Consider the following 19320-nt stretch of genomic DNA (forward strand, 5'->3'; position numbering starts at 1 on the left):
AACACTATAGAATTAACTTAATTTGAATGATTTGACAATTTATTTGTCAAACCGTTGTTCTTGTTACTCCCCTTAATTACTCCTAAAGCAGCATCGCCATGTCAAACGTTTACACCTTCAAAGTTATCAAGCACGGTCAAGTGATTCTGCGTAAACAGATCAGCAATGGCACACGCAAAGGCATGGCAGCAACGGTGCTGCAAGCCGGACCAGATGTGACGTATGTCTTTCAGTCACAAGACGGCGCAAGTCCGATCAAAAAAATCATCACCAAAAAAGTCGGCAAAGATTTGCATCTGACAACTGAAGATGGCGATATCAATGCACCTGACATCATCATCGAGAACTATGCTGAGTTTGAACAAAACACAGCCTTTGCCACCACCCTGAGATCGGGTGGCTTGAGCTTCTTTGATACACAAAGCAACGGCATCTTCACATCCAGCTTATTTGGTGCAGAAAGTGGCATCACCAGTTTGGTGGCAAGCGGCGCGGAGACCACAAGTTTTCTGTCGCCTTTGGTTTTGGCCGGTGCGGGGGCTGTTGCATTGATAGCCGCCAAGTCATCTTCAAAATCAGACACAGCCGCGGTGCCTGATGCCAATGCAACCGCCTTGGCCAAAATTACCAGCTATGGGACAACGGGAACCACCGCGACACCAACGGTCAACGACTACACCGAAGCTGGCTTCAAAGACGTCACAAGCGGCAACGTCAGCGCCATCAATAACGCCATCGCCAGCGTCAAAGCCGACAGCAACGCCAAAGTGTCGGATGTGGTCACCGCCTATCTCAAAATATTGGCCGAAGCCAATGGCACCAACGCCGATGCCACACCCACTGCTGACCCATTGCTCAGCGACTACCAAGCACTCGGAGTGCAGCCACTCAACACACTGACAGACGCACAAAAACCCAACTACCTCAGCTTGCTCAATGACATTGTGAAAAATCGTTTGGTGGCGGACATCATCACAGTCGCCAAACTGAGCGCGTTGTCGGCGATGGCCGAAAAAATCATCCTCATCGCTGCAGGCAACACAGGAACGACCGCCACCACACTCACCGCAGCAGATTTTCAAACCATGGGACTGGCCGTCACCATCCCCAACAGCATGTTGATGAACGCAATGGAAGCCAGTGCCAACGATGGTTCAAGCATCAACAGCTTGGCCGCGATCAAAGCCATCGACGCCAGTTACTCGAAAATCTTGGCGCAAGCAGATGGCATCAAAGCCAACACATCGACCGCAGCCAAATTGACCGTTGCCGACCTGACGAGCTTGGGGCTTTTGAGTCACTACGATGCCACAGGCACCACCAACACAGGAGGTGCCATCAACGGCAAAGCCATCGGGACAGGTGCACAAAACGCATCAGCACTGAATCTGTTGAACGATGTAATGGATGGAAAAACCAGCACCCTAGTGGACACAACCGCAGAAATCAACCAACTCAGCATCTTGGTTGACAAAGTCATGGACATTGCCAGTGGTGCAACGGCGGCATCTGCACTGACGGCTACAGACTTAAGCAGCCTGGGTCTAACTGGGGTGACTGCCAACAATCTGCAGAAAATTGCAAACCAAATTTCTGCAACCCACAGTGCCGACGGTTCAGCCGTTGACAGTTTGGCGGAACTCCAAACCTTGGTCGCGAAAGCGGTGATCCAAACCTATGCAGAAGACCAATCGGTCACGTCGCCAGCACCCACGCTTCAAGACTACAAAGACTCAGGCCTGACCTTGGCGTCCAGCCCTAGCGTCACGTGGACGGAGAACTTGAAAACCGGCGTCAACTCGGTCTTAGCAACCAAGCACACCTACGCACTCGTGCCGGATATCGCGCTCAGCTTTCAAGCCGTCTTGGACGAAGCCAGCAATGGCGCATCGAATACCCATGCCGACCCGACGGCCGCGCAGTACAGCATGTTGCTCACCACCTCACATGTTTTGCAAGGCGGCACGCTCGGTGCCACAACACTAGCCAGTGACAACGCCTTGTCACTCATGAATGACGTGGTAGCGCACAAGAGCCAACTCGGCGTGGACACCATCAGCGAGCTAGAAGCTTATGCCACCGCCATTGATCACATCATGAACACCGCAGCGGCAATCAGCACCACCAACCCCGTCACACTCGCGGAACTCAGCACCTTGGGATTGAACAACACGGCCAGTGCCAACCAAGCCACGTTCAACACAAACCTGCGCGCAACGCTTGACTCAGGCGCCGACGTGCACACCTGGGCGCAACTTCAAGCGCTGATCAACAGCAGCATTTCATAACGGACGCGTCGCGCAGCACCCACTCAAACCTTGAAGACCTTGTTGTGCAAGCGGCGCATAGACCACCACACCACCACACCCACAAACGGCAAAGCACACGCGGCGGTGATGTCTGACGAAAAAGGCCAGCCTAACTTTTCAGCCCCTTTGGCAAGGTAGCTCACCAAACCGGTGAAGTAATAGGTGATCGCCGCGACGGACAAGCCTTCGACCGTGGATTGCAATTTCAGCTGCAAATCTTGGCGTTGGTTCATGGTGGTGAGCAAAGCTTGGCTACTTTGTTGCTGCTCAAAGTCCACACGGGTGCGCAACAAATTACTCATGCGTGAGACACGCTCAGACAAGGCGTTCTGACGACGTGATGCCCAATCGCAGGTGCTGCGCGCTGGCGACAAACGACGCTCCATGAATTCCGCAATGGTTTGCATGCCAGGCATGCGCGATTCAGCGATGTCGTGGATGCGACGATCGACCAACTCAAAGTAAGCGCGCGTGGCCGAGAAACGTGAATGGGTGGCTGCATACTGCCCTTCGACCTCGCCCGCCAAACGGGTGAGCCGATCCAGCAAGCCCGCTTCATCGGCACGCTCGGCATGGCGAATGGCATTGGCCAGTTCAGCCAATTCACGCTCAGCGTCGGCCAACACGTGCGAGGCCTCGCGCGCTGCAGGCACCCCCAGCAAGGCGGCCATTCGGTAGGTTTCAATCTCCAACAGTTGCTGCACCAGGCGGCCTTGGCGACGTGGCGTGAGCGAGCCTGTCAACAACACGATGCGCGAAAAGCCATCGGGGTGCAGTTGGAAGTCGGTGTACACCTCACCATGACCTTCGGCCACAGTCGAGGCCACCAAGGTGTCATCGTGCAGGACCTTGGGCATGTCTTGATGAATATTCATCGTCGAAGACGACAGCAACCACAGATGCAAACGCGCCAAGCATTCTCCAGGCAGCTGGGCCAACCATTTTTGTGGCACGGCTTGGATCGCCGTCATAGGGTCGCTATGCGCAAACACATTCGCCCCAACAGGACGCATGAAGGTCCACGACACAAACTCGGTGTGCAGCTCCCAGCGCATGCGAAACGAGCCCAAGTCCATGCGCACATGGTTGGTATGGGCATCGGGCGCGGGCAAATGGTGGTCGTGCAGCAGTTGAGCCAAGTGGTCACGGCTGGCTTGGGCGCTGGCACGGTCCACCCACATGACCACACGCGAAATCACCTGTGGCGCTTGCATGGGTTCTGGCGGTCGCGCATGCACTTCGTTATGCAGGGCCAGGCGTTGGGGGTGATCCATCATTGCTGTCTTTCCAAGAAAACTCTTTTCAGCCTTCAATATAAGCGAAGCCGAATCAAGACCTAATGAAAAACGGCACCCGAAGGTGCCGTTTGAAGGTGAAACAGTTTGAACTGAATTAATCTTCCACGAAGGCTTCTTCGCGTTTGGACTTGATGGACGGCAACAGCACGATCACCAAAAGCAACGCAGCAGCAGCCAATAAACCCGCGGACAAAGGACGTGTACCAAACACTGACCAATCACCACGCGACAGCAACAAGGCGCGACGCAGGTTCTCTTCCATCATCGGGCCCAAGATGAAACCCAGCAGCAAAGGTGCAGGTTCCACACCCAACTTCACGAAGGTGTAGCCCACGAAGCCAAAGGCCGCGACCATCCAGATGTCAAAGGTGTTGTTGTTGGTCGAGTACACACCGATCGCGCAGAACAGCACGATGGCGGGGAACAAGAAGCGGTAAGGCACAGACAACAACTTGATCCACATGCCGATCAAAGGCAAGTTCAAGATCACGAGCATCAAGTTACCAATCCACATGGAGGCAATCAGACCCCAGAACAACTCGGGGTTGCTGGTCATCACCTGTGGGCCGGGCTGGATGTTGTGAATGGTCATCGCACCCACCATCAAAGCCATCACGGCGTTGGGTGGAATACCCAAGGTGAGCAATGGGATGAAGGAGGTTTGCGCACCGGCGTTGTTGGCCGATTCAGGCGCCGCCACACCGCGGATGTTGCCTTGACCGAAAGGCACTTCGCCTGGACGCAGCTTGGTTTTCTTCTCGATGGTGTAAGCCGCAAACGCAGCCAACAAGGCACCGCCACCTGGCAACACGCCGAGCAACGAACCCAAAGCCGTACCGCGAATAACCGCAGGCAACATGTTCTTGAAGTCTTCCTTGGTGGGGAACAAACCTTCCACCTTGGCCGTGAACACTTCGCGTTCGTCTTCGGGTTGCGACAAGTTCGAAATGATCTCGCCGTAACCGAACACGCCCATCGCCACCACCACAAAGCCCACACCGTCGGTGAGTTCGGGGATGTCAAAGCTGAAACGTGCCACGCCAGAGTTGACGTCGGTACCGATCAAGCCCATCAAGAGGCCCAACACGATCATGGCAATCGCCTTGAGCAAGGAGCCCGAAGCCAACACCACCGCGCCAACCAAGCCCAAGATCATGAGCGAGAAGTATTCGGCAGGGCCGAACTTGAACGCGAGTTCGGTCAAAGGAGGCGCGAAGGCCGCCAAGATCAAAGTACCCACAGAACCGGCGAAGAACGAACCCAAGCCAGCAGCCGCCAAAGCGGGGCCTGCGCGGCCTTTGCGGGCCATTTGGTAGCCGTCAATGGTGGTCACCACCGAAGACGATTCACCGGGCAAGTTCACCAAAATCGCAGTGGTCGAACCACCGTATTGGGCGCCGTAGTAAATACCGGCCAACATGATCAGCGCCGACACAGGGGGCAGCGCGTAAGTGGCGGGCAGCAACATGGCGATGGTCGCCACAGGGCCAATGCCTGGCAACACGCCAATCAGCGTGCCCAAGATACAACCGACCAAGGCGTACATGAGGTTGATGGGCGTGAACGCCACACCAAAACCCAATGAGAGGTTTGCAATCAAATCCATTTTTTATTTCTCCCGGCTCAACCAGTGATGAAGGTGGGCCACACAGGCATCTGCAATTTCAGCAGCACGATGAAAGCCAAGTAGCTACCAGCTGACAAGATGGTGGCCAAGATGAGGACGTCTTTCAACACAAACGTCTCGCCGGCTTTGCTGGCAATGATGACCAAGGCGTAGATCGCAGCGATCAAGCCCATGGCTGGAACGCCCAAGCTGGGCAAGCCAGCCAACAAGATCCCGAACACCACGTTGGCACCCAAGATAAAAACGATGGGGCGCCAAGCAAACTTACCAATCGGCTCGCCGTCTTCGGTGTGCTCGACCAATGAGTAAAACATGATGAAGGCACCCAACACGGCCAAGAAAATACCCAACAGCATGGGGAAGTAGCCAGGGCCCATGCGCGCGCCTGTGCCAATCGTGTAGTTGGTTGCACCCCACGCGAAGCCACCACCGACCAATGTGAACATCAGGCCGGAGAAAAAGTCTTTTTGACTTTTGATCATTTCATCTCCTCTATTCAAAAGCAAATATGCAGTGAATTATGGAGTTGCACCTAGGGGTCACCCGATGTGGGTTCCACCTACTTTTTCGAGGTCAAAAATCAGGGGTAAACCCTTATCTCACAAGGCTTGTAGCGGTTTGAACACGCGCAACCATTTGGTCGCAGGCAGGGGCCAGCGCGCTTGAATGGCCTCGGCACGCGCCATCAATTCGGCACGCTTGGGATGACTGGGCGTGCGTTGCGCCAACACCACCGTGTTGCCCTCGCGCGTGGGCTTGAAAGCCCACAGCGCATCTTCGCCAAAAGCCTTGGCCATCTTCTCCACACTTTGGGCAAAGCTGGAGCTGCGGCCAAACAGATTGACGGTCATGCAGCCTTCGTCGGTCAACAAGCTGCGGCAGTCGGCATAAAACTCGGCGCTGTCCAGCACAGGCGATGCAGCCTCGTGGTCATACAAATCCACTTGCAGCGCGTCGATCTGGCCACGCCAGTGGTCGTGTTTGGCCACTTCGGCAGCGTCGCCCAACACCACTTGCAGCTTGGCGCTGTCGGCGGGCAGCTTGAACCACAGGCGGCAGGCAGCCACCACTTGGGGATTCAGTTCAATCGCGGTGGTTTTCATGCGCAGGTGCTTGAACGAAAACTTGGTCAGCGACGCCGCACCCAAACCCAACTGCATGGCGTGCAGCTTGCCCACTTTGTCGATGTCCACAAACAAGAGCCACGCCATCATGCGCTGCACGTATTCAAGGTCGATGTCAAAGGGCTTGTCGATGTTCATTGAGCCCTGCACCCACGGTGTGCCGAGGTGCAGATAGCGGGTGTCGCCGTAGTCAGAGAAATTGACTTCTGGGAGTTGGAGTTTTTTCTTGGTTGCCATTGCGTTGTTTTCTTTTTTTATCCAGCCATGCCTTCGACCACAAAGCGCACGCGCTTGTTGCCTTGCCATTCATCCGCCTCTAGGCGAAACGCCAAATGCGCCAGCGCGGGCAAGGGCTCGACACGGCCAAACCAAATGCCATCGACGGGCTGGCCGTGGTGGCGCAGTTTGAGCGCCAAATGTTTTTCGCCCACCAAGCGCTGGCCGAGTACCTCGATCTCTTCACTGAACGTGGGCGGCGCAAAGCCTTGGCCCCACACTTCGCGGGCCAAGGTGTCGGCCAGCTCGGGGCGGCGGTATTCGGGCAGCAAGGGGCCGTCGGTTTCTAAGCGGCGTTGCAGGGTGGCTTCATCCAACCACTCTTGCGCGACTTGCTGCAAGGCTTCTTCAAAGGTGGCGAGGTTGTCTTCTTCCAAGGTGCAGCCTGCCGCCATGGCGTGACCGCCAAAGCGCAGCAACACACCAGGGTGGCGCTTGGCCACAAGGTCTAACGCATCGCGCAAATGAAAACCGGGGATGGAGCGGCCCGAGCCTTTGAGCTCGTGCCCTTTGCCCGCCGCTTGGCTGGGCGCAAACACAAAGGTGGGGCGGTGGTGCAAGTCTTTGAGCTTGGCGGCCACGATGCCCACCACGCCTTCGTGGAAGTCGGGGTCGAACACGCACAGGGCTGACGGCGGTTCCTCTTCGGGGTCAAACATTTCTTGCGCCAGCTCCAACGCTTGCTCGCGCATGTCGCCTTCAATCTCGCGGCGCTCACGGTTGATGCGGTCGAGCTGAGTGGCCAGTTCGGTCGCACGGCCTACGTCATCCGTCGTCAAGCATTCAATACCCAGCGTCATGTCGGACAAACGGCCTGCGGCGTTGATGCGCGGCCCCACTGCAAAACCAAAATCTTGCGAGGTGCATTTCTCGCTGGTGCGACCGGCGGCTGCAAACAAGGCGGTCATGCCCACAGGCATTTGGCCTTTGCGCACACGCGCCAAACCTTGGGCCACCAAACGGCGGTTGTTGGCGTCGAGTTTGACCACGTCGGCGACTGTGCCCAGCGCAACGAGGGGCAACAAGGTATCCAGTTTCGGTTGTTGTTCCGCGGTGAATACGCCGCGCTTGCGCAGCTCTGCACGCAAGACCAGCAACACATAAAACATCACGCCCACACCGGCCAGGGCTTTGCTCTCGAACGTGCAACCGGGTTGGTTGGGGTTCACCATCGCATCCGCATCGGGCAATGTGGCAGCTGGCAAATGGTGGTCGGTAACCAGCACTTGCAAACCCAACTTGCGCGCGGTGGCCACGCCCTCAACGCTGGCAATGCCGTTATCGACAGTGATGAGCACATCCGCGCCACTGGCTTTGACACGCTCAGCAATGGGGGGCGTGAGGCCGTAGCCATCGACCACACGATCGGGCACGATGTAGCTCACATGTTTGGCGCCCAGCAAACGCAGGCCACGCAGGGCCACAGCACAGGCGGTGGCGCCGTCGCAGTCGTAGTCGGCAACCACGCAAAGTTTTTTGTTCGCGGCCATGGCATCGGCCAACAACACGGCTGCTGCTTCAATGCCCTTCAAACCTGTGGGTGGCAACAGTTGCGCGAGCGAAGCGTCGAGCGTGGCCGCATCTTGAATGCCGCGTGCGGCATACAGGCGCGCCAACAGCGGATGCACGCCCGCTTGCTCCAGCGCCCAAATGCTGCGCGGTGGCATGTCGCGTGGGATGAATTGCATGGGCTTAATCTTTCAAAGGCGCAACGGCCAACACGGTGTCTAAAGAAGTCGGGGCCAACTGCGTGCGCAGGCGTTGCCACAGCGAAGGCTTGGCGCTGTCGTACACATGAAACTCATACTCACCACACAACACCAAACGCTGCGGCTCGCCTGCAGCCACGCGCGCCAGCATGGGCGCGATGACGTGGGCATCGACGTGTTGCCAGGCTTCGAGCCAGCCGATCAGGTCTTGCTGCAAAGCGCTTTGACGCAAGGTGTGAACCACTGCGGGCTCTGGGCGTGTCTGCTTCGACAGAGGCAACACACCCGTGCCATGCACCCAAAACGAGTTGATGGTGAGGCCGCGACCGTCGTTGACGGAATGGGTGTAGAGCAGCATTTGCATTTCGTTTTGCAAACGGCGCAACAGTTTGGCGGCGGGGCTGAGCAACTCAGCCGAGGTGTGGCTACCCACCAGCCACGGGTCAATGTTGCGGCCAATCACACGGTCCACCGACGCGGTGGGCAAGTCGGCCAACAGCGGCGAATGCGCCAGCCACTGGCCAGGCTTGTAGGGGTGCAAGGCAATGCCGTCTTCGGCAAAGAAACTTTGCATGGCTTGGAACAAGGTGCTGTCTGTGGCCTCGTCGATTTGCAAATAGGCAGGGTCACCCAGCGTGACTTGGCCATTGCTCACATGCCAGTTGCACAAGGTGATGAAAGCCCATCCGGATGGCGATGCCGTGGATACCCAACTGGCGTGGCTTTCTTGGGCTTCATGCGCAGCGTCCGTCTTGGCATGCGTCGCAACAAGCCCCACTTCTGCCGCCGCTCGAGCCGCCCAAGGTAAACAGCCATCCATCGACGGCCATCCGATGGCTTGCGCCCATGCACGCTCATGCGGGAGCGACAGTGTGGCGAGCAAAGGTTCTTGCACCCGGTCCACATGCACATCCACACGCTTGGTTTGCGCGAGCCACGCCCGCAAATGAGGCAGCTCGGCCTTGGCTAACACCGAGACCTCGGGGCCTTGGGTGGTCCACAGCGAAAACGGAATCAGGGTTGTGTCGCGCACAGAATCAATCAGCACAGAAGTCATAAGCTTGATTGTCCGTGATGCCGCCTTGCACGCTGGCCACTACGGGATAATCCAGTACACATGCAAACCACGTCCTCCAAACTCCCCTATGAACTGCTGATTGGCTGGCGTTACACACGCGCGGGTCGTGTGGCGGGTCGTAACGGTTTTATCTCGTTCATCTCCGGCGTGTCCATGCTCGGCATTGCACTGGGCGTGGCTGCGCTCATCATCGTGTTGAGCGTGATGAACGGTTTTCAAAAGGAAGTGCGCGACCGCATGTTGGCCGTGGTGTCGCACATCGAGCTGCTCGCCCCCGGCGGCGAAGGCTTTGCTGATGTGAACGCACTCATCGCCCAAGCTAAACAAAACACCGAGGTGGTGGCCGCCGCACCCTTTGTGTCACAACAAGCCCTGATGGCGCGTGGCGAAGACATGCGCGGTGCCATGGTGCGCGGCATTGACCCCGAACCCGAAACGCAGGTGAGCGACTTCACCCTACAAATCCCCCCCGCGGTGCGCGCCACCTTGCAGCCCGGCAGCTTCAACGTGGTGCTCGGCGGCGAGCTCGCCATGTCAATGGGCGTGCGCGTAGGCGATCAAATCACCCTCATCGCGCCCGGCGGGCAAGTCACACCCGCAGGTGTGATGCCTCGCTTGAAGCAGTTGCATGTGTCGGGCGTGTTTGACTCAGGCCATTACGAATACGACGCCTCGCTCGCGCTGCTGCACATGGAAGACGCGCAACGCATCTTCCGCCTTGAAGCCCCCACAGGTGTGCGCCTGAAGATCAAAGACAGCCAACAAGCCCGCAGCGTGGCTTATGACTTGGCATTGCAACTTGGCCCCGATGTCATTGTGCGCGATTGGACACGCCAAAACCGCACCTGGTTTGCGGCGGTGCAGGTGGAAAAACGCATGATGTTCATCATCCTCACGCTCATCGTGGCGGTGGCGGCGTTCAACCTGGTCACCACGTTGGTGATGACGGTGACCGACAAACGCGCCGACATTGCCATTTTGCGCACGCTGGGCGCGAGCCCTAAAAGCATCATGGCCATCTTTGTGGTGCAAGGCGCTACCGTGGGTGTACTCGGCACGCTGGGTGGTTTGCTGTTGGGCCTGAGCGTGGCGTTCAACATTGACGTCATCGTGCCAGCCATTGAAAACCTGTTGGGCGCCAGCTTCTTGCCGCGCGACATTTACCTCATCAGCCGCATGCCCAGCGACCCGCAAGCCGCCGACATTTGGCCGATTGCCATCATCTCGTTGGTGTTGGCCTTCTTGGCCACCATTTATCCCAGTTGGCGCGCCAGCCGCGTCAACCCGGCTCAAGCCTTGCGCTACGAATGAGGCTTGTTATGACACACACACCCGTTCTCACCGCCCACCACATCAGCCGCCGCTTCACCGAAGGGCCGCTGGATGTGACGGTGCTGCAAAACGTCGATCTGTCGGTGAATGCTGGCGAAACCTTGGCCATCGTCGGCTCATCGGGCTCAGGCAAAAGCACCCTGCTGCATGTGCTGGGTGGTTTGGATGAGCCCAGCGCTGGCAGCGTCTCGCTGATGGGCCAGCCCTTGGCAGGCCTCAGTGCTGCGGCCTTAGGCGATTTGCGCAACCAGCATTTGGGCTTTGTGTATCAGTTCCATCATCTGCTGCCCGAGTTCAGCGCGCTTGACAACGTGGCCATGCCCTTGTGGATTCGCCGCATGGACCGCGCCACGGCCAGCGCCCAAGCGCAGGCCATGCTCGAAGCCGTGGGCTTGGGCCCACGAATGCACCACCGCCCCGCCGAGTTGTCGGGTGGTGAACGCCAACGCGTGGCGATTGCCCGTGCTTTGGTGACACGCCCTGCGTGCGTGCTGGCCGACGAGCCCACCGGCAACCTCGACCGCAACACGGCAGACCACGTGTTTGCCTTGATGCTGCAACTGGCCCGTGAGCACAACACCGCGTTTGTGTTGGTGACACACGACAACGCCTTGGCGGCGCGCTGCGACCGCCAGCTGCACCTGAGCGCAGGCGTGTTGCAAAACACTTGAAGAAATAGGCACTGCTTGGCCAAGCCGCCCTTCTTCGAATGAATCGCTGAATTAGCCGCTGAACAAACGGCCACGCGCGTTTTGCGTGATAGCCGCCACGCACGGATGCGAAATGCGGCGCTCCACCGACACCGCAAAAAACTCTTCCACCAGCTCGTCACTGCGGCCAATCACTTCCACGCCGTACTGCGCCACGGTTTCTTTTTCTAAGATGCCGGGCGACATGAACACGCCCCGCCCTTCGCGGCCAAACGCCGTCATCAGCGCGCCATCGTCAAACTCGCCTACCACGCGCGGTTGAATTTTGTGGCGCACCAGCCAGCCATCGAGCTGTTGTCGCACCGACGAAGATGAACCTTGAATCAACATCGGCGCTTCGTGCAAGCACTGGGGAAACTTGCCTTTCAAGGTAGCCCGCAATTCGGGGGTGCAAAAAAAGCTCATGGGCGTGGTGCCCAACGCGTGGTTAAAGGCCTTCACGCTGATGCGCTTGGACAGCGGCTCGTCAGCAATGACCAAATCGAGTCGATGCAAAGCCAGCTGCGCCAGCAGGTCTGGAAACTTGCCCTCGCTGCCAATCAAACGCACAGGCTCAGCAATCGACAAAGCGGGCTCAAGCAGCCGATAGGCCACCGACTTGGCCACCGAATCGGCCACGCCCACTCGAAATTCCAAGGTACGCACGCCCGCTTTCGTGTTGGCCATGGCGGCTTGCAGCTCAGAACCCAAGGCAAAGATGTCGTCGGCGTAGCTCAGGGCTTTGCGACCGTCTTCGGTCAGCTCGAGCTGGCGACCGCTTTTGCGAAACAGCTTGCGGCCCAAGCTTTCTTCGAGCAATTTGATTTGCCCAGACAGGGTTTGTGGCGTGGTGTGTAACTGCTCACCTGCGCGCATGACACCACCAGCGCGTGCAGTGACCCAGAAGTAATACAAGTGTTTGAAATTCATAGGCGCTATTAAACTTCGTTTTTTACGAATAAATAAAACAATAAATACGAATTTACACGAAGTGATTTTCTGCTTAAAGTTCATGCCAGTTTGGCACACAGCCAGCAAAAACCCGAAAGGAGCACACCATGCGTTTGAGTACCAAAAGCCGTTTTGCCGTCACCGCCATGATTGATATGGGTATGCGTCAGCACCAAGGCCCCGTGTCGTTGGCCGCTATCAGCCAACGCCAACACATCTCTATTTCTTACCTTGAGCAGCTCTTTAGCAAAATGCGCCAGCATGGTTTGGTCGAAAGCACACGCGGCCCCGGCGGCGGCTACACCTTGAACCGCGACGCCAACCAGATCAGCGTGGCCGACATCATTGATGCGGTCAACAGCCCCGACGAGAAGGAGCAAGTGTCTGCCGATGCCCAACAAAATGGCTATGTCTCCACAGAAGAGTTATGGTCACACCTGAACCAAAAAATGGAAGACCACATGCAGTCCATCAGCTTGCACAGCTTGATTGCCGCACAACTCTCGAAAGCGGGAGACGTACCAAGCAACAATTCCCCCAAGCGCGGCGTATTCGCTCAAAAGCCACAAACCACGGTCACCACCAGAGCTCCCAACTCGGTGTTCGCGCTAGGCAGCGTTTGAGTCGCGCCACACACGATGTGGATTGACACACATGGTCATTTAGACGCCGCCGAGTTTGACGCTGACCGCGCCGCGGTGCATCTGCGTGCACGCGCTGTAGGCGTCACGACCTGTGTGATTCCCGCCGTTGCAGCAGCTAACTTTGACAACGTGCGCTTGCTGGCCCATGCACAGCAAGACGCTTACGCGCTGGGCATTCACCCGCTCTACACACCGCAAGCCACCGATGTCCATTTGGCACAACTTGATGCCGCGCTGCACACCCACCGTCATGACATGCGTTTGGTTGCCGTTGGGGAAATTGGCCTGGATGGTTTTGTGCCAGAGCTCAACACCCCCGAAGCGCTGGCCAAACAACAACAGTTTTACAAAGCCCAGCTCAAACTCGCACAACAACACCAACTGCCTGTCATCTTGCATGTGCGCCGCAGTGCCGACCTGTTGCTCAAAGGTTTGCGCGACACACCCGTGGTGGGCGGCATTGCCCATGCGTTCAATGGCAGCTTGCAACAAGCGCAGGCCTTCATCGCCTTGGGCTTCAAGCTCGGCTTTGGCGGGGCGCTCACGTATGACCGCGCTTTGCAGCTGCGCCGCTTGGCCACCGAGCTGCCACTCTCGGCCATCGTGCTGGAAACGGATGCGCCCGACATGCCGCCGCATTGGCTCTACCGCACAGCCGAGCAGCGCGCCGCTGGCCATCCCCAAGGCCGCAACGAACCCGCCGAGCTGCCACGCATCGCCCAAGTGCTTGCCGAGCTGCGCGGCATTTCCTTAGACGCGCTGGCCGCAGCCACCAGCGCGAACGCTCGAGTTGCCTTGCCACGCCTACAATGAAGGCGTGACTTCATCCATCCTCAACGCCGACCTGCACTGCCACTCCGTGGTCTCGGATGGCACGCTCACACCTGAGCAATTGGCCGCTCGCGCCAAAGCCAACGGTGTCGAGCTGTGGGCCTTGACTGACCACGACGAAGTGGGCGGCCAAGACCGCGCCCTCGCCGCAGCCCACGCCAACGGCATGAAGTACCTCACAGGCACTGAAATTTCGGTCACCTTCGCCAACAAAACCGTGCACATCGTGGGCTTGGGTTTTGACGCCCACGACGAACAGCTCCAAACCGGCTTGCACCGCACACGCGGTGGCCGCAGTGAGCGCGCCCAAGAAATGTCTGATGGCTTGGCCAAAGTGGGTATTCACGGCGCGTTTGACGGCGCCCTTAAATACGCAGGCAACCACAAGCTGATTTCGCGCACCCACTTCGCACGCTTCCTCGTCGAAACCGGCGTGTGCCAAGACACCAACGAAGTGTTTCGTCGCTTCTTGACCGAGGGCAACCCGGGCTTTGTGCCCCACCGCTGGGCCTCGCTCAAAGACGCGGTGCAGTGGATCGTGCAAGCCAAGGGCATGGCGGTCATCGCCCACCCAGCGCGCTATGGCTTCACGCCCAACGAAGAATTTGCGCTGTTCACCGAATTCAAAAACCACGGCGGCCAAGGCGTCGAGGTGGTGACCGGTAGCCACACACCTGCCGAGTACGTGACCTATGCCGACATGGCCAAAGAGTTCGATCTCTTCGCCTCACGCGGCAGCGATTTCCACAGCCCACTTGAGAGCCGTATTGACCTAGGCACCCTGCCTTGGTTGCCCGGTCAACTCACCCCCGTGTGGGAAGCGCTCGCGGACCGAGTTCAATAAAAAATTTAGTGGTGTGAGGCCACCACACCTGCTTACTTTTCGGCGTACACGTTCATGGCTCAGTTTCTTCAAGTTCACCCCGACAACCCCCAACCCCGTTTGCTCAAGCAAGCCGTTCAGCTGTTGGAGCGCGGCGGTATCGTGGCCGTGCCCACCGACTCCAGCTATGCCTTGGTCTGCCACCTGGACGACAAAGCGGCGGTGGAGCAGATGCGTCGCATTCGCCAAGTGGACGACAAACATCACCTCACCTTGATGTGCCGCGATTTGTCCGAGCTGGCCAACTACGCCCGCGTGGACAACCGCCAATACCGTTTGCTCAAAGCCGCCACGCCCGGGGCCTACACCTTCATCTTGGAAGCCACCAAAGAAGTGCCCCGCCGCGTCAGCCACCCACAGCGCAAAACCATTGGCCTGCGCGTGCCGCTGAACAAAACCCTGCTCGATTTGCTCGAACTCCACGGCGCACCGCTGCTCGCCACCACCCTCATCGCCCCCGGCGAGACAGACCCGATGAACGATGCCGAAGAAATTCGCGACCGTTTTGAGCACGAACTGGCTGCCGTCATAGATGCCGGCGCTTGCCCGCTAGAACCCACCACTGTGGTGGACCTCACGCCCATGGACGGCGGGGGTGACCCCGAGGTGATCCGCCAAGGACGGGGGCCGCTGAGCACTTTGGGCCTGTGAGCCGCCGCACAACTAGACCCAAAGTGTTGAATGCGACAATGGCACCGTGAATTTCCCTGACCTGATTCAAACCATTCTGATTTACGGCCTGCCCGTGGTGTTTGCCATCACGCTGCACGAGGCCGCCCACGGCTACGTCGCGCACTTACGCGGCGACAACACGGCCTGGATGATGGGGCGCGTGACGCTCAACCCCATGCCGCACATCGACCCCATGGGCACGCTGGTCATGCCCATCGTGTTGTTCTTGGCGACAGGCGGCAACTTTTTATTTGGCTATGCGCGACCTGTGCCCGTGAACTTCAGCCGCTTGCACCACCCCAAGCGCGACATGGTTTGGGTGGCCCTTGCAGGCCCGGCTGTCAACTTCATCCAAGCCTTTGTGTGGGCCTTCGCCATGTACGGGCTGATCGCCGCAGGCGTAGAAGAACGCTATTTCATCGAGGTCTGCAAAGCAGGCGTCAAAGTGAATGCCGTGATGTTCGCCTTCAATTTGTTCCCGCTGCCGCCGCTAGACGGCGGCCGCATCTTGGTGGGCTTGCTGCCTTGGAAGCAAGCCGTGTGGCTGTCGCGCGTTGAGCCTTATGGCTTTTACATCGTGATGGCCTTGGTTATTTTGAAAGTCGTCGACACCTTGTGGATGGCGCCCATCATGTCGCTCACCTTTGAGTTGCTGAGCCTCATGCTCAGTCCGTTTGAATTTTTACTAAAGCCTTGAACATGAAAGAACGCGTTCTCTCCGGCATGCGCCCCACGGGTGCTTTGCATTTGGGTCACTACCACGGTGCTTTGAAAAACTGGGTGCGTTTGCAGTCCGAGATGGATTGCTTCTACTTCGTGGCCGACTGGCACGCCCTCACCACGCACTACGAAAACCGCGAAGTGATTGAGAAGAACGTGTATGAGATGGTGATTGACTGGCTCGCTGCTGGCCTTGACCCCAACGCTTGCACCATCTTCTTGCAAAGCCGCATTCCAGAACACGCTGAGTTGTTCACGCTCTTGGCCATGGGCACACCGCTGGGTTGGTTGGAGCGCGTGCCCACCTACAAAGACCAGCAAGAAAAGCTCAAGGACAAAGACTTGGCCACCTACGGCTTTTTGGGCTACCCGCTGCTGCAAGCCGCCGACATCTTGATCTACAAAGCCAAGCACGTGCCTGTGGGCGAAGACCAGGCCAGCCACGTCGAGCTGACCCGTGAAGCCGCGCGCCGGTTCAACCACTTGTATGGCCGCGAAATCAACGCGGAAGAAAAAGTGCAAGCCTCGCTGTCCAAACTGCCCAAAGACAGCGTCAAGCGCTTCGAGAAAGCACGCAAGGCCTACCAAGAAACAGGCGATGCCAAGGCCATGGAAGGCGCGTTGGGCTACATCGCCACCGCTCCTGAACTGGACGAGCAAGACCGCGAGCGCTTGGGCGGCTATTTCAAGGGCACAGGCAAAGTCATCTTGACCGAACCGCACGCGCTGTACACCCAAGCCAGCAAACTGCCAGGCTTGGATGGTGCCAAGATGAGCAAGAGTTACAACAACTCGATTGCCATTCGCGAAGACCGCGCCACGCTGGAGCACAAGGTCAAGCGCATGCCCACCGACCCCGCGCGCCAAAAGCGCACCGACGTGGGCGATCCCGACAAGTGCCCCGTGTGGCAATTTCACCTGGTCTACAGCGACGAAGGCCAACGCCAGTGGGTCTCCCAAGGCTGCAAAACCGCAGGCATTGGCTGCTTGGACTGTAAACAACCCATCATTGAAGCCATCTTGCGCGAGCAGCAGCCCATGCTCGAACGTGCGGAACCGTACATCACCAACCCCAAAATTGTCCGAGACATCGTGGACGCAGGTACTGAAAAAGCACGCATCACAGCTCGGGAAACCATGCAGGATGTCCGATCTGCAATGGGGCTAAACTACTAATATTGATTCAGGAGTAATAAAAATGAGTATGTACATCATTGACGACCATCCTTTGGTACGCCAAGCCATTGCCATGTTGTTGCGCCGTATGCGTCCCGCATCGAAAGTGATCGAATTAGAGAAATTCAGCGAATTGCAAGCTGCCATCATCAAAAACGGTGAGCCAGAGTTGTTTGTGCTCGACTTGTTGCTGCCGGGTGTGAAAGGCACGTCCGCTGTCAAAGAAATCAAAACCATGTACGCCACCGTGCCCTTGGCCGTGATTTCTTCAATGCCTGCAGGCGAAGCTGAAGAAACGTGTATCGAAGCTGGTGCCGATATTTACATCGAGAAGTCCTCGGCTGCCAACGACATTTCTTCTGCCATCCAAGGTTTGTTTGCCGCTGAAAACGGCGACGAAGAAGTGGTGGCTGTGGGCGAGACCAAATTGTCTAAACGCCAAAAGCAACTCATCGTCATGTTGGACCGTGGTTTGAGCAACCGCGACATTGCCGCCGAGTTGGACATCAGCGAACACACGGTGAAGGTTCACTTGTGGCGCTTGTTCCGTCGCTTGGATGTGAAGAGCCGCACGCAGACGTTGCACTTCGCACGCATGAACGGTTTGCTGTAACCCGCAAACTCGCCCCACAAAAAAGCCCCGCACTGCGGGGCTTTTTTATTGCATGTTCCAAGCGCTCAAGGCGTGGCTTGCAAGGTGTCACGCACCATCAAGTTCAAACCTTTGCTGCCGGGCTTCACGGGCGTGAGGCTCACACCGTAGTCACCCGGTTGCGCTGCTGCTTGGCCGCTCTTGGAGATGCGCACGCGCACCGTCACCTCGTCCATGCTCGAGAGCTTGACGCTGGGGTTCATGGCCGTGCTGTCATCGAGGACAAAGTCCAAAGGCAGTTTGTCTGCCGTGGTGCGCACGATGGCCACAGGCATGCGTGAGCCTGTCACAGGCGTGGCATACACAAACACAGTATCCGTGGGCGCCACCAAACCTTTGAGTTCTTTCACCAAGGTCACACGGCCACTGATGCTGGTCGCTGCGAGGGTCGCCTGACTGGCTTGCAAGTTAGCCGCTGCCTCTGCCGCACGTGGCGGAATAGCAGGCAGGCCCAATTTGTTGCGCGCCTCTGCAATGGCACGGTCTAGCTCTGGCGCATCAGGTGAATCAGCAGGCACAACCTCGCGGGCACGCTCCCAATAACGCAAGGCGGTGGTGAAATTCATCTCCGCATAAGACGCACTGCCCGCCAAGAACAAGGCGTTGAGGTGATGCGGGTCTGCGGTGAGCACGCGCTGGATGATGGACCAAGGCTCGCCTGCGAAACTGCCGCCGTTCTTTTGCGCCAACACCTCAGCACGTTCAATCGATAAGTTGTCATCGCGGCTCAAGGCCAAGGCTTTGGCAAAGGCCTCTGCAGACTCTTCAAAATGGCCACGCGCGCGCTGAACGCGACCGAGCATGACCCAGCCTTCCATGCTGTTGGGCTCGTCTTGCAAACGGCGGGTCAAGGCCGTGGCCATTTCGGTCAATTTCTCCGGTGTGACTTCGGCTGATGAATCCACACCTTGCTTCAAAGCCATTGGGTCCAACGCAGCGGGCTCACCCAACACGCTGTACATCAGCATGGACGACACAGGCACCACAAACACCAGCACCGCAATGCTGAGCCAAGGCTTTTGCCACACCACGGTAGACGTAGGGGCCGTAGGCTGGACAGTTTCATCAAGGCCAGCGACATCGGCCAACAAACGTTCAGACAACTCATCACGCGCGGCTTTGAGTTCTTCGTAGTTCAGGTTGCCCATCACGTATTCGCGGTCCAACTCGGCCAGTTGGTCGCGGTACACCGCAGCGTTGGCTTTGGCGGGGTCGTTGATGGCATCGGCTTGATGTGCGGCCAAGCGCGCGCCTTGTTGTGAACCACGCCAAAGCGCCACACTCAACACGACCAACACCACAGCCATCATGGCCACAGCGACATAGATAAAAGCGAGTGCGGGATTCAC

18 protein-coding genes are annotated in these 19320 nt (G+C 57.8%); 10 read left to right on the forward strand and 8 right to left on the reverse strand.

The features are described 5' to 3' along the window. Positions 1-98: 98 nt before the first annotated feature. Entirely contained in the window at positions 99-2288 is a 2190-nt protein-coding gene (locus B9Z44_RS04390; RefSeq protein ID WP_108358149.1) for a hypothetical protein, read from the forward strand. Positions 2289-2311: 23 nt separating this feature from the next. Here B9Z44_RS04390 and B9Z44_RS04395 read toward each other — a convergent pair whose 3' ends face one another. The 6 genes from B9Z44_RS04395 to B9Z44_RS04420 all read right to left on the reverse strand — a co-directional run bounded on the left by B9Z44_RS04395 (position 2312) and on the right by B9Z44_RS04420 (position 9400). Continuing rightward, positions 2312-3586: a DUF3422 family protein gene (locus B9Z44_RS04395; protein WP_108358150.1), complete on the reverse strand. Its 1275-nt coding sequence runs from the start codon at positions 3584-3586 to the stop codon at positions 2312-2314. Between the two features lie 115 nt (positions 3587-3701). Next, positions 3702-5213 (reverse strand): tripartite tricarboxylate transporter permease, encoded by a 1512-nt coding sequence (locus B9Z44_RS04400; RefSeq protein WP_108401806.1) that lies wholly within the window; start codon positions 5211-5213, stop codon positions 3702-3704. 17 nt (positions 5214-5230) lie between these two features. Next, on the reverse strand, positions 5231-5716 hold the full coding sequence (locus B9Z44_RS04405) for a tripartite tricarboxylate transporter TctB family protein (protein WP_108358152.1): 486 nt from the start codon (positions 5714-5716) through the stop codon (positions 5231-5233). Positions 5717-5833: 117 nt separating this feature from the next. Then, on the reverse strand, positions 5834-6595 hold the full coding sequence (locus tag B9Z44_RS04410; RefSeq protein ID WP_108358153.1) for a class I SAM-dependent methyltransferase: 762 nt from the start codon (positions 6593-6595) through the stop codon (positions 5834-5836). A 17-nt stretch (positions 6596-6612) separates the two neighbouring features. Further along, the gene (gene recJ / locus B9Z44_RS04415) at positions 6613-8322 is read right to left on the reverse strand and encodes a single-stranded-DNA-specific exonuclease RecJ (RefSeq protein ID WP_108358154.1); all 1710 of its coding nucleotides are present in this window, start codon (positions 8320-8322) and stop codon (positions 6613-6615) included. A 4-nt stretch (positions 8323-8326) separates the two neighbouring features. Further along, on the reverse strand, positions 8327-9400 hold the full coding sequence (locus B9Z44_RS04420; protein WP_108358155.1) for a hypothetical protein: 1074 nt from the start codon (positions 9398-9400) through the stop codon (positions 8327-8329). Positions 9401-9460: 60 nt separating this feature from the next. On the opposite strand from B9Z44_RS04420, the gene B9Z44_RS04425 reads away from it, so the two are divergent. Continuing rightward, positions 9461-10732 (forward strand): lipoprotein-releasing ABC transporter permease subunit, encoded by a 1272-nt coding sequence (locus tag B9Z44_RS04425; protein WP_108358156.1) that lies wholly within the window; start codon positions 9461-9463, stop codon positions 10730-10732. Between the two features lie 8 nt (positions 10733-10740). Beyond that, a complete protein-coding gene (lolD, locus tag B9Z44_RS04430) occupies positions 10741-11424 on the forward strand; it encodes a lipoprotein-releasing ABC transporter ATP-binding protein LolD (protein ID WP_108401807.1) in 684 nt (227 codons plus the stop codon). A gap of 51 nt (positions 11425-11475) precedes the next feature. On the opposite strand, the gene nhaR is transcribed toward lolD, so the two are convergent. Continuing rightward, positions 11476-12372 carry a transcriptional activator NhaR gene (gene nhaR / locus B9Z44_RS04435; RefSeq protein ID WP_108358158.1) on the reverse strand — a complete coding sequence of 299 codons (897 nt, stop codon included), beginning with the start codon at positions 12370-12372 and terminating at the stop codon, positions 11476-11478. A gap of 128 nt (positions 12373-12500) precedes the next feature. Between nhaR and B9Z44_RS04440 the strand changes: the two genes are divergently transcribed. The 7 genes from B9Z44_RS04440 to B9Z44_RS04470 are packed head-to-tail and all read left to right on the forward strand — an operon-like array spanning position 12501 to position 17932. Next, complete coding sequence (locus B9Z44_RS04440; RefSeq protein ID WP_108358159.1) at positions 12501-13016, forward strand: Rrf2 family transcriptional regulator; 516 nt, start codon at positions 12501-12503, stop codon at positions 13014-13016. A gap of 15 nt (positions 13017-13031) precedes the next feature. Then, positions 13032-13850, forward strand: coding sequence for a TatD family hydrolase (locus B9Z44_RS04445; protein ID WP_108401808.1), 819 nt, complete (start codon positions 13032-13034; stop codon positions 13848-13850). A gap of 4 nt (positions 13851-13854) precedes the next feature. Further along, positions 13855-14712: a 3',5'-nucleoside bisphosphate phosphatase gene (locus B9Z44_RS04450; protein WP_108402802.1), complete on the forward strand. Its 858-nt coding sequence runs from the start codon at positions 13855-13857 to the stop codon at positions 14710-14712. A 54-nt stretch (positions 14713-14766) separates the two neighbouring features. Continuing rightward, positions 14767-15402: an L-threonylcarbamoyladenylate synthase gene (locus B9Z44_RS04455; RefSeq protein ID WP_108401809.1), complete on the forward strand. Its 636-nt coding sequence runs from the start codon at positions 14767-14769 to the stop codon at positions 15400-15402. Between the two features lie 46 nt (positions 15403-15448). Further along, complete coding sequence (locus tag B9Z44_RS04460; protein ID WP_108358163.1) at positions 15449-16120, forward strand: site-2 protease family protein; 672 nt, start codon at positions 15449-15451, stop codon at positions 16118-16120. A gap of 2 nt (positions 16121-16122) precedes the next feature. Further along, on the forward strand, positions 16123-17319 hold the full coding sequence (locus B9Z44_RS04465) for a tryptophan--tRNA ligase (protein WP_108401810.1): 1197 nt from the start codon (positions 16123-16125) through the stop codon (positions 17317-17319). A 22-nt stretch (positions 17320-17341) separates the two neighbouring features. After that, positions 17342-17932 carry a response regulator transcription factor gene (locus B9Z44_RS04470; protein WP_108358165.1) on the forward strand — a complete coding sequence of 197 codons (591 nt, stop codon included), beginning with the start codon at positions 17342-17344 and terminating at the stop codon, positions 17930-17932. Positions 17933-17997: 65 nt separating this feature from the next. Here B9Z44_RS04470 and ccmI read toward each other — a convergent pair whose 3' ends face one another. Further along, entirely contained in the window at positions 17998-19320 is a 1323-nt protein-coding gene (gene ccmI, locus B9Z44_RS04475; protein WP_108401811.1) for a c-type cytochrome biogenesis protein CcmI, read from the reverse strand.

The sequence above is a fragment of the Limnohabitans curvus genome (assembly GCF_003063475.1).
Taxonomy (GTDB): domain Bacteria; phylum Pseudomonadota; class Gammaproteobacteria; order Burkholderiales; family Burkholderiaceae_C; genus Limnohabitans; species Limnohabitans curvus.

Bases quoted from the DNA above. Each gene is read 5' to 3' on its own strand.
- B9Z44_RS04470 (WP_108358165.1), top strand. From the start codon at position 17,342: ATGAGTATGTACATCATTGACGACCATCCTTTGGTACGCCAAGCCATT.
- B9Z44_RS04390 (WP_108358149.1), top strand. From the start codon at position 99: ATGTCAAACGTTTACACCTTCAAAGTTATCAAGCACGGTCAAGTGATT.
- B9Z44_RS04440 (WP_108358159.1), top strand. From the start codon at position 12,501: ATGCGTTTGAGTACCAAAAGCCGTTTTGCCGTCACCGCCATGATTGAT.
- nhaR (WP_108358158.1), bottom strand. From the start codon at position 12,372: ATGAATTTCAAACACTTGTATTACTTCTGGGTCACTGCACGCGCTGGT.
- B9Z44_RS04405 (WP_108358152.1), bottom strand. From the start codon at position 5,716: ATGATCAAAAGTCAAAAAGACTTTTTCTCCGGCCTGATGTTCACATTG.
- B9Z44_RS04410 (WP_108358153.1), bottom strand. From the start codon at position 6,595: ATGGCAACCAAGAAAAAACTCCAACTCCCAGAAGTCAATTTCTCTGAC.
- recJ (WP_108358154.1), bottom strand. From the start codon at position 8,322: ATGCAATTCATCCCACGCGACATGCCACCGCGCAGCATTTGGGCGCTG.
- B9Z44_RS04465 (WP_108401810.1), top strand. From the start codon at position 16,123: ATGAAAGAACGCGTTCTCTCCGGCATGCGCCCCACGGGTGCTTTGCAT.
- B9Z44_RS04445 (WP_108401808.1), top strand. From the start codon at position 13,032: ATGTGGATTGACACACATGGTCATTTAGACGCCGCCGAGTTTGACGCT.
- B9Z44_RS04420 (WP_108358155.1), bottom strand. From the start codon at position 9,400: ATGACTTCTGTGCTGATTGATTCTGTGCGCGACACAACCCTGATTCCG.
- B9Z44_RS04425 (WP_108358156.1), top strand. From the start codon at position 9,461: ATGCAAACCACGTCCTCCAAACTCCCCTATGAACTGCTGATTGGCTGG.
- lolD (WP_108401807.1), top strand. From the start codon at position 10,741: ATGACACACACACCCGTTCTCACCGCCCACCACATCAGCCGCCGCTTC.
- B9Z44_RS04455 (WP_108401809.1), top strand. From the start codon at position 14,767: ATGGCTCAGTTTCTTCAAGTTCACCCCGACAACCCCCAACCCCGTTTG.
- B9Z44_RS04400 (WP_108401806.1), bottom strand. From the start codon at position 5,213: ATGGATTTGATTGCAAACCTCTCATTGGGTTTTGGTGTGGCGTTCACG.
- B9Z44_RS04395 (WP_108358150.1), bottom strand. From the start codon at position 3,586: ATGATGGATCACCCCCAACGCCTGGCCCTGCATAACGAAGTGCATGCG.